General features: G+C 71.2%; 10 protein-coding genes. 3 read left to right on the forward strand and 7 right to left on the reverse strand.

Annotated elements, in window-relative coordinates; genetic code table 11:
• The coding region (locus tag ABD151_RS08835) for a ferritin-like fold-containing protein (RefSeq protein WP_343993414.1) at positions 1-503 on the reverse strand (503 nt) is incomplete at its 3' end.
• Positions 504-758: 255 nt separating this feature from the next.
• Here ABD151_RS08835 and ABD151_RS08840 point away from each other — a divergent pair.
• Complete coding sequence (locus ABD151_RS08840) at positions 759-2,171, forward strand: DEAD/DEAH box helicase (RefSeq protein WP_415630102.1); 1,413 nt, start codon at positions 759-761, stop codon at positions 2,169-2,171.
• Positions 2,172-2,246: 75 nt separating this feature from the next.
• On the opposite strand, the gene ABD151_RS08845 is transcribed toward ABD151_RS08840, so the two are convergent.
• Entirely contained in the window at positions 2,247-2,942 is a 696-nt protein-coding gene (locus tag ABD151_RS08845) for a L,D-transpeptidase (protein WP_343993419.1), read from the reverse strand.
• 11 nt (positions 2,943-2,953) lie between these two features.
• Complete coding sequence (locus tag ABD151_RS08850) at positions 2,954-3,733, reverse strand: ParA family protein (protein WP_343993421.1); 780 nt, start codon at positions 3,731-3,733, stop codon at positions 2,954-2,956.
• Positions 3,734-3,819: 86 nt separating this feature from the next.
• On the opposite strand from ABD151_RS08850, the gene ABD151_RS08855 reads away from it, so the two are divergent.
• Positions 3,820-4,587 (forward strand): SDR family NAD(P)-dependent oxidoreductase, encoded by a 768-nt coding sequence (locus ABD151_RS08855; RefSeq protein WP_343993423.1) that lies wholly within the window; start codon positions 3,820-3,822, stop codon positions 4,585-4,587.
• 4 nt (positions 4,588-4,591) lie between these two features.
• Here ABD151_RS08855 and ABD151_RS08860 read toward each other — a convergent pair whose 3' ends face one another.
• The 4 genes from ABD151_RS08860 to ABD151_RS08875 are packed head-to-tail and all read right to left on the reverse strand — an operon-like array spanning position 4,592 to position 6,963.
• Positions 4,592-5,209 (reverse strand): MarC family protein, encoded by a 618-nt coding sequence (locus ABD151_RS08860; RefSeq protein ID WP_343993426.1) that lies wholly within the window; start codon positions 5,207-5,209, stop codon positions 4,592-4,594.
• A complete protein-coding gene (locus tag ABD151_RS08865) occupies positions 5,206-6,084 on the reverse strand; it encodes a PHP domain-containing protein (RefSeq protein WP_343993428.1) in 879 nt (292 codons plus the stop codon). The genes ABD151_RS08860 and ABD151_RS08865 overlap by 4 nt, the downstream gene beginning before the upstream one ends.
• A 45-nt stretch (positions 6,085-6,129) precedes the next feature.
• Entirely contained in the window at positions 6,130-6,756 is a 627-nt protein-coding gene (locus ABD151_RS08870) for a DUF6758 family protein (RefSeq protein ID WP_343993430.1), read from the reverse strand.
• Between the two features lie 18 nt (positions 6,757-6,774).
• The gene (locus ABD151_RS08875) at positions 6,775-6,963 is read right to left on the reverse strand and encodes a DUF5302 domain-containing protein (RefSeq protein ID WP_343993431.1); all 189 of its coding nucleotides are present in this window, start codon (positions 6,961-6,963) and stop codon (positions 6,775-6,777) included.
• 117 nt (positions 6,964-7,080) lie between these two features.
• Here ABD151_RS08875 and ABD151_RS08880 point away from each other — a divergent pair, with 117 nt between their 5' ends.
• On the forward strand, positions 7,081-7,740 hold the full coding sequence (locus tag ABD151_RS08880; protein ID WP_343993433.1) for a hypothetical protein: 660 nt from the start codon (positions 7,081-7,083) through the stop codon (positions 7,738-7,740).
• Positions 7,741-7,768: the final 28 nt, after the last annotated feature.

Raw genomic sequence — 7,768 nt, forward strand, 5'->3', positions numbered from 1 at the left:
CCGACGCGCGGGTCGGCGGCGATCGCCGCGCGGACGTGCTCGACGACGAACTCACTGTGCTGGGTGCGCTCCATGGAGGAGAGGATCAGATCGCGGGTGTCGACGTCGAGGAAGGCCGCGATCTCGGCGTAGAAGTCCCGCGCAAGCCCGTCGCCGACGTACGCCTTGACCAGGCTCTCCAGCCAGTCGGCCGGCGCGGTGTGCTGGTGGAAGGCGTCCAGCGGCTCACGGAACGGCTCCATCGCGGCGTACGGATCAGCACCCAGCTCGCTCAACCGCTGGTTCAGCCGCAGTACGTTGTCGAACTCCGCGGCCGCCATCGTGGCCAGGTCCACCTTGGCCGCCAGGGAGGGCGCGGAACGGGCATCCTCGGCCAGTCGCTCGAAGGCGACCAGCTCGCCGTACGAGATCACCGCAAGCAGGTCCACCACGGCCGCGCGGTAGTCGGGGTCGTCGAATGCGATCCGATCGCCCGGTGCAGGCGTCGGCGAGGATTCAGTCATGCCCGCAGCGTACCGATAGACTCGCCGCGTGCGTGTCTTGCATTGACACCGTCTCGGCGCCACCCGGACCAGGATTCCCGGGGTTCGCGCGCCGGCGCATGTGCGCGGTCAGCCCGGTTCCGGAGTCGGCCGCACAGACCTACTCACGGAAGCGAACTTCACAGCGTGACCACCTTCAGAGAACTCGGGGTGATCCCCGAAATCGCCGACGCGCTCGAGCGCGCCGGCATCGTCACCCCCTTCCCGATCCAGGAGATGACCCTCTCGGTCGCCCTGATGGGAACCGACCTCATCGGCCAGGCCCGTACCGGCACCGGCAAGACCTTCGCCTTCGGCATCCCGGTGCTGCAGCGGATCGTCGTGGCCCACGACGCCGACTACGTCGAGATGGCCCAGGGCAAGCCCCAGGCCCTCATCGTCGCGCCGACCCGCGAGCTCGCGCTGCAGGTCTCCAAGGACCTCCAGCTCGCCGGCTCCGACCGCGGCGTCCGGGTGCTCACCGTCTACGGCGGCGTCGGCTACGAGCCGCAGCTGGAGGCGCTCGAGGAGGGCGTCGACCTGGTCGTCGGCACCCCCGGCCGCCTGATCGACCTGAGCAACCGCGGCGCGCTCGACCTCTCCCACGTCAAGTCCGTGGTCCTCGACGAGGCCGACGAGATGCTCGACCTGGGCTTCCTGCCCGACGTCGAGAAGCTGCTCTCGAAGACGCCGGAGACCCGGCAGACGATGCTCTTCTCGGCCACCATGCCGTCGGCCATCATCGCGCTGGCCCGCAGCCACATGCGCCACCCGATGAACATCCGCGCGGAGTCCTCGGACGACAACCAGACGGTGCCCGCCACCGCTCAGTTCATCTATCAGGCCCACGACCTCGACAAGCCCGAGGTCGTCGCCCGGATCCTGCAGGCCGACGACGCCGACAAGGTCATCGTCTTCACCCGCACCAAGCGCCAGGCGCAGCGCGTCGCCGACGACCTCACCGAGCGCGGCTTCAACGCCAGCCCGCTGCACGGCGACATGCAGCAGGCCGCTCGCGAGCGGGCGCTGGCGAAGTTCCGCGAGGACAAGCTCAAGGTCCTCGTCGCCACCGACGTCGCCGCCCGCGGCATCGACGTCGCCGGCGTCAGCCACGTCATCAACTACACCTGCCCCGAGGACGAGAAGACCTACGTCCACCGGATCGGCCGCACCGGCCGCGCCGGCGCCACCGGTGTCGCAGTGACCTTCGTCGACTGGGCCGACATCACCCGCTGGAAGGTGATCAACAAGGCCCTCGACCTGCCGTTCGAGGAGCCGGTGGAGACCTACTCCACCTCCGAGCACCTCTTCACCGACCTCGGCATCGCGCCGGGCACCAAGGGCCGGATCGTCGCGGCGCGTCCCGAGCGCGCCGAGGGCGAGCGCAAGGAGCGCAGCGAGCGTCCGCCTCGCGAGCGTCGCTCGCGCAACCGGGTCCGCACCCGCGGTGGTCAGGCCGTCGACGGCACGCAGACCGCACCGGCCGAGGCCACCGAGACCCCTGCCGGTGCGACCGGCTCCGAGGGCACCGAGGGCGAGGACGCCAAGCCGCGTCAGCGCCGTCGCCGTCGCCGCTCGTCGGGCTCCAAGGGCGCTGAGGGCCAGGCCCCCGCCGAGGCCCCCGTCGAGGCGACTGCCGCAGCCGAGTAGGTCCCACTCCCCCGCGGGACGTCATCCGCCACGAGCCCCCAGGCGCTCGGAACGGATGGCGTCCCGCGAGGCATTTCAGGCGACGACGACCACCGACGTGCCCAACGGGGCGAACTCCCACAGGGCCAGGGCATCGGTGGTGCGCTGGCGCACGCAGCCGTGCGAGAGCGGCGTGCCGAGCTGGGCAGGGGTCTGCACCCGCTTGCCGTCGTCGAGGGGGATGTCGTGGAACCCGATCGCCGCGTTCGGGCCCTGGGCGAAGCGGACGAACCAGCGCATCGTGCCGGAGTCGTCGATGCCCCAGGCCTGCTCGGATCGGGAGAAGACCCGGTAGCTGCCCGGGTCCAGGTTGTCGTAGACGCTTCCGGAGACCAGGTAGGTGCGCTGGGCGGTGCCGTCGGCGCGCACCAGCCAGACCCGCTGGTCGGACTGGCTGAAGACCACGCGCCGGCCCTCACCCGAGCCCGCCGGCACCTTCGGAGCCAGCACCCGGCCCGGCTCCAGCACCGCACGTGCCTGGGGAGCCACCTGCGACCGCTCGCCGTCGACGGCGGTCGCTGCGGACAGGTCACGGCGCTCGCGCCCCCGCTCCTCCGCGGCGGTGACCTCGCTCAGCATCTCGACCGGTGCAGCGGCTACCCCGATGCTCACCGCCAGGCCGGTGCCGACGATGGAGCCGCCCATCGCAAGCCAGCGCCCGCGCTGCGGCCGGCGCGACGCCCGACGGCGTCCGCCGACGGGGCGCGCGTCGGCTGCTCGGTGTCGTCCCATGCCGGCTCCGCTCAGGCGCCTGCGCGGCGGCCAACGAGCCCGGCAGCGACCTCGCGGTAGGCCGACGAGCCCTTGCTGCTGCGGTTCAGTGCCAGGATCGACCGACCGGCGGCCGGTGCCTCGGCGAACTTGATGGTCTTCGGGATCGGCGGCTCGATGACCTGGAGCTCATAGGTCTCCGAGATCGTATCGAGCACCCGCCGGGCGTGGTTGGTGCGCCCGTCGAAGAGCGTGGGCAACACGCCCCACACCTCGAGCTCGCGGTTGGTGAAGCGGCGGACGTCATGCACGGTGTCGAGGAGCTGGCCCACCCCGCGATGCGACAGCGTCTCGCACTGCAGCGGGATCAGCACGCCGTCTGCCGCGGTGAGCGCGGCGACCGTCAGCACGCCGAGCGAGGGCGGGCAGTCCAGCAGCACCCAGTCGTAGCTCTCGCCGGCCTCGCGGAGTCGCTCCAGCGCACCGCGGACGACGTACTCGCGCCCGGTCCTGGTCAGCAGGTCGGCCTCGGCGCGAGCCAGCTCGATGGTGGCCGGCAGCAGGTCGACGCCGTCCTCGGTGGTGACCAGCACCTCGGTGATGTCGAGGTCCTTGGTGAGCACCTGATGCACCGACAGCTCGAGATCCTCCGGATCGATGCCGAGCGAGAAGGTCAGACAGGCCTGCGGGTCGAGATCGATCAGCAGCACCCGCTGGCCGAGCTCGGCGAGGGCCGCGCCCAGGGAGGCGACGGTGGTCGTCTTGGCCACGCCACCCTTCTGGTTGGCGACGGCGAGCGTTGTCGTGGTCATCACGGGCCATCATGCCGGACCCTGCCTGAGCGCGGACAGGGATCGGATCACTTGCCGAACCGCGCGGGGCCGGGTTGGCTGTCGCCATGACTACCTCCCGCACTGCCTTGGTCACCGGCGCGACCGCCGGAATCGGACGCGAGTTCGTGGAACAGCTGGCCGGCTCCGGCCATCGGCTGGTCCTGGTGGCCAGGGACGAGGCCCGACTGCAGAGCGTCGCCGCGGAGGTCCGGCAGCGCCACGACGTCGAGGTGGAGGTGCTGGCGGCGGACCTGACCGACCGCGCCGGCCTGGCTCGGGTGGAGGCCCGCGTCGCCGATCGCCGGCGGCCGGTCGACCTGCTGGTCAACAACGCCGGCTTCGGGCTCAAGGAGCGCTTCCTGGTCAACGACATCGAGGCCGAGCAGCAGATGCTCGACGTGCTGGTCACCGCCGTGCTGCGGCTCAGCCACGCCGCTCTGGGCGCGATGGTGGAGCGCCGTCACGGAGCCATCGTCAACGTCTCCAGCGTGGCGAGCTTCCTGCCGCGAGGCACGTACAGCGCCGCCAAGGCGTGGGTGAACAGCTTCAGCGAGTGGGCGCACAACGAGTACTCCCCCGACGGCGTCCAGGTGATGGTGCTGTGCCCGGGCTTCGTGAAGACCGAGTTCCACCAGCGGATGGACGTCAGCCGCGACTCCGCACCGGGCTTCCTGTGGCTGGAGGCCCCGGATCTGGTCCGCGAGGCTCTGGCCGACCTCGGGCGGGGCCGCCGGATGTCGATCCCCAGCAAGCGCTACAAGGCGATCGTCGGCGCGGCCCGGGTCGTGCCCATCGGCGTCCTGCAGCGCGCCCAGTCCCTGGGTCGCAAGTAGCCGCTCAGGCGTCGCCGGAGATGAAGGCACGCACGGCGTCGGCCACCATCTGCACCGCGATCGCCGACAGCAGCAGACCCGCGATCCGGGTGACCAGCATGACGCCGCCCTCGCGGATCAGCTTGAGGATGCGCACCGAGAAGCGCATGGTCAGCCAGAGCACGATGTGCACGCCGATGGTGCCGATCACCAGGGCGGAGATCTCCGGAGCGGTGTCGGCCCGCTGGACGAACAGCATCACCGCGACGATGGCACCGGGGCCGGCCAGCAGCGGGGTGCCCAGCGGCACCAGCGCCACGTTCGTCTCGCCACTGGTGGCCGGGTCCTTGTCGTAGCCCATCAGCAGCTCGAGGGCCACCAACAGCAACAGCAGACCACCGGCGCACTGCAGTGCCGGGATCGAGATGTGCATGTAGGCCAAGATCCCCTGGCCGAAGAGCGCGAAGACGGTGATCACCAGGAACGAGACGCAGACCGCCTGCCAGGCGGCCTTGCGCACTGAGGCCACCGAGCGACCGGCGGTCAGGGAGAGGAAGACCGGGATGGTGCCCGGCGGGTCCATGATCACGAAGAGGGTCACGAAGACCTCGGTGAGCAGGGTGAGGTGGATCAGCTCGTTCATGCGTTCTCTACTGCCGGGGTCGTGCGGCCCGAGCGTGCGGCGGCAGCCGCGGCCCGGTCCAGGAGACGGTCGTACTGGTGGGGGTCGGTGAGGTTGCACCCGAGATCGTGGTCGGTCTTGCCCAGACCGTGGTGGTCACTGGAGCCGGTGATCACCAGGTCCAGGTCGACGGCGACCTCACGAAGACGCGCCCGGGCGTCGGCGTCGTGGTCCTGGTGGTCGACCTCCAGACCGCCCAGCCCGAGGTCGGCCAGCTCGGCGATCACCGGGACGTCCAGGGTGGCCGGCAGGTGCCGGCCCCAGACGTGGGCGAGCACGGAGACCCCGCCCGCTGCCTCGACCAGGCCGATCATCTCGCGCAGGTCGGCGGAGTAGCGCATCACGTGCCCCGGCCGTCCCGGGCTCAGCCACTGTGCGAAGGCTTGGTCCCGGTGCTCCACGATGCCCTTGGCGACCATCGCGTCGGCCACATGCGGGCGGCCCACCGCCGCGGCGTCACCGGCTCCGGCGATGACGTCCTCGACGGTGATCTCGACGCCGTGCGCGACCAGTCGCTCCACGATCGCCGGAACCCGGGCGTTGCGGGCGGCCAGCACGCGCGTCAGGGCCTCGACCAGCGGCGGATAGCCGGGGTCGGGCAGGTAGGCCAACAAGTGCACAGCACGGCCCTCGTACTCCGTGCTGATCTCCATGCCCGGCACCAGGGTGATGCCGAGACCGCGGGCAGCGGTGGCCGCCTCGGTCCAGCCCTCGGCGGTGTCGTGGTCGGTCAGCGCGACCACGTCCAGTCCGGCCCGAGCCGCGGCAGTCATCAGATCTGCAGGAGTCTGCGTGCCATCGCTTGCGCGTGAGTGGGTATGCAGATCGATCCTCACCCCGGCAGCCTACGACTCCACCGCCGCGGGCGGTTAACTCGCGAGTCACCAGGGCGGGGCCGGTCCTCCGAAGGGCACGTCCAGCAGCGCGGCCCCGAGGTGCGAGAGGTCGGCGAGCGCCCAGCCCTCGGTCAGCAGCAGCAGCGCCGAGGCCGGCCGCAGCACCAGCCAGAGCCAACGCCCCTGGGCCTCGCCGGCGACCACGCTGCGCTCCAGGCCGGCGCCCTCCACGCTCAGCGGCCACAGCGGCAGGGCCTGCTGGTCGATCCGGATCCGCGGACCGGGCAGCGCATCCCGGATCTGGGCGCCGGGGTCGGAGTGCACCAGGCCGGCGCAGCGGGCACCCAGGCCGATGCCGGGCTCCTCGGCCACCACGGTGATCTCCACCGGGCCGTCGCGCACCGTGCTGCCGGCGACCGAGGTGAGCGTCGCCTGCGCTCCGCCCGCCTCGCCGACGACGGCGAAGTCCGTCACCCGCCAGGCGTCGGCCAGTGGCCAGGGCAGGTAGGTCGGGAAGCCCTGGGCCACCCGCAGGTGCTCGGCGAACGCGTCATAGTCGGCCAGCACCGGGCGCCGCAGCGCCGCCACCGCACCGTGTCGGGCGCAGACCCACCCGTCTGTCCCACGCCGCAACGGCGTGGGGCAGCGCGGGCAGGTCACCTGCAGCGCCATGGCGGTGCATCGGGTGGTTCAGGAGCCGCCTCCTCCGGCCTTGCGGCGGTGCATCTTCGGCGCTGCTCCCCCGGCGACCTCCGAGCCGTGCGCCTTCTCGCGCAGTGGGCCGTCGCGGTGCACCCCCTGCTCCTCGCCGTTCTTGCGCTCGAGTGCCTCACGCATCCGGGCCTTGAGATCCTGGTTCGCCTCACTGGCATCAGTCATCGCGGTCTCCTGTTCTCAGGTGGTCCTGATCCACCATGGCAAACCCGGAGCCCGGAGACCAGTCCTTTTTCGCCCCGACCCTCTCCCCGGTTCGTCGGCGCAGGGTATTTTGCGCACATGATCCGCACCCGCCCTCGCTCAGCGGCCCTCGCGCTGCTCGGCGTGCTCACCCTCGCCAGCCTCACCGGATGTGGCGGCGACGGCGACGACAAGCCGAAGGACGCCGAGGCGACCAGCAGCGCCAGCACCGAGGCCTCGGCCTCGCCCTCGGCCACGCCGAGTGAGCCGGAGGCGCAGAGCGTCGACTTCGGCAAGCCCGCGAAGGGCCCGAAGATCAAGGGCACCGCCTACCGCTACCGGGTGCCGAAGACCTGGGTCGAGGACACCGCGGGCGCCCGTGAGCTGGACGCCGACATCGACACCGCGGCCTGGGAGCGCGACGGACGCGACGGCTTCCGCAACAACGTCGCGGTCACCTACATCGTCGCCTCCGGCGGGGATCTCGACGGACTGGAGGAGAGCGTCACCGAACAGCTCTCCGAGCAGGCCAAGAGCCTGGAGACGTTGGAGCGGGTCTTCATCGACGGCCGGGCCGCCGCGCACCACCGAGGCACGATGAAGGCGGAGCCGACGGCCTACCTGCTCGACCAGTACTCGGTGATCGACGAGGACGGCAAGGTGACCGTGATCGGCTTCTCCTATCCGGCCTCCTTGGCCGCGAAGAAGCGCGACGAGATCACCCACTCGATCCTGGCCTCCTGGAAGTGGACCGCCTAAGCGTGACCGGCCCGAAGACGACGACGGC

Source organism: Nocardioides dubius (assembly GCF_039528155.1).
GTDB classification, from domain to species: domain Bacteria; phylum Actinomycetota; class Actinomycetes; order Propionibacteriales; family Nocardioidaceae; genus Nocardioides; species Nocardioides dubius.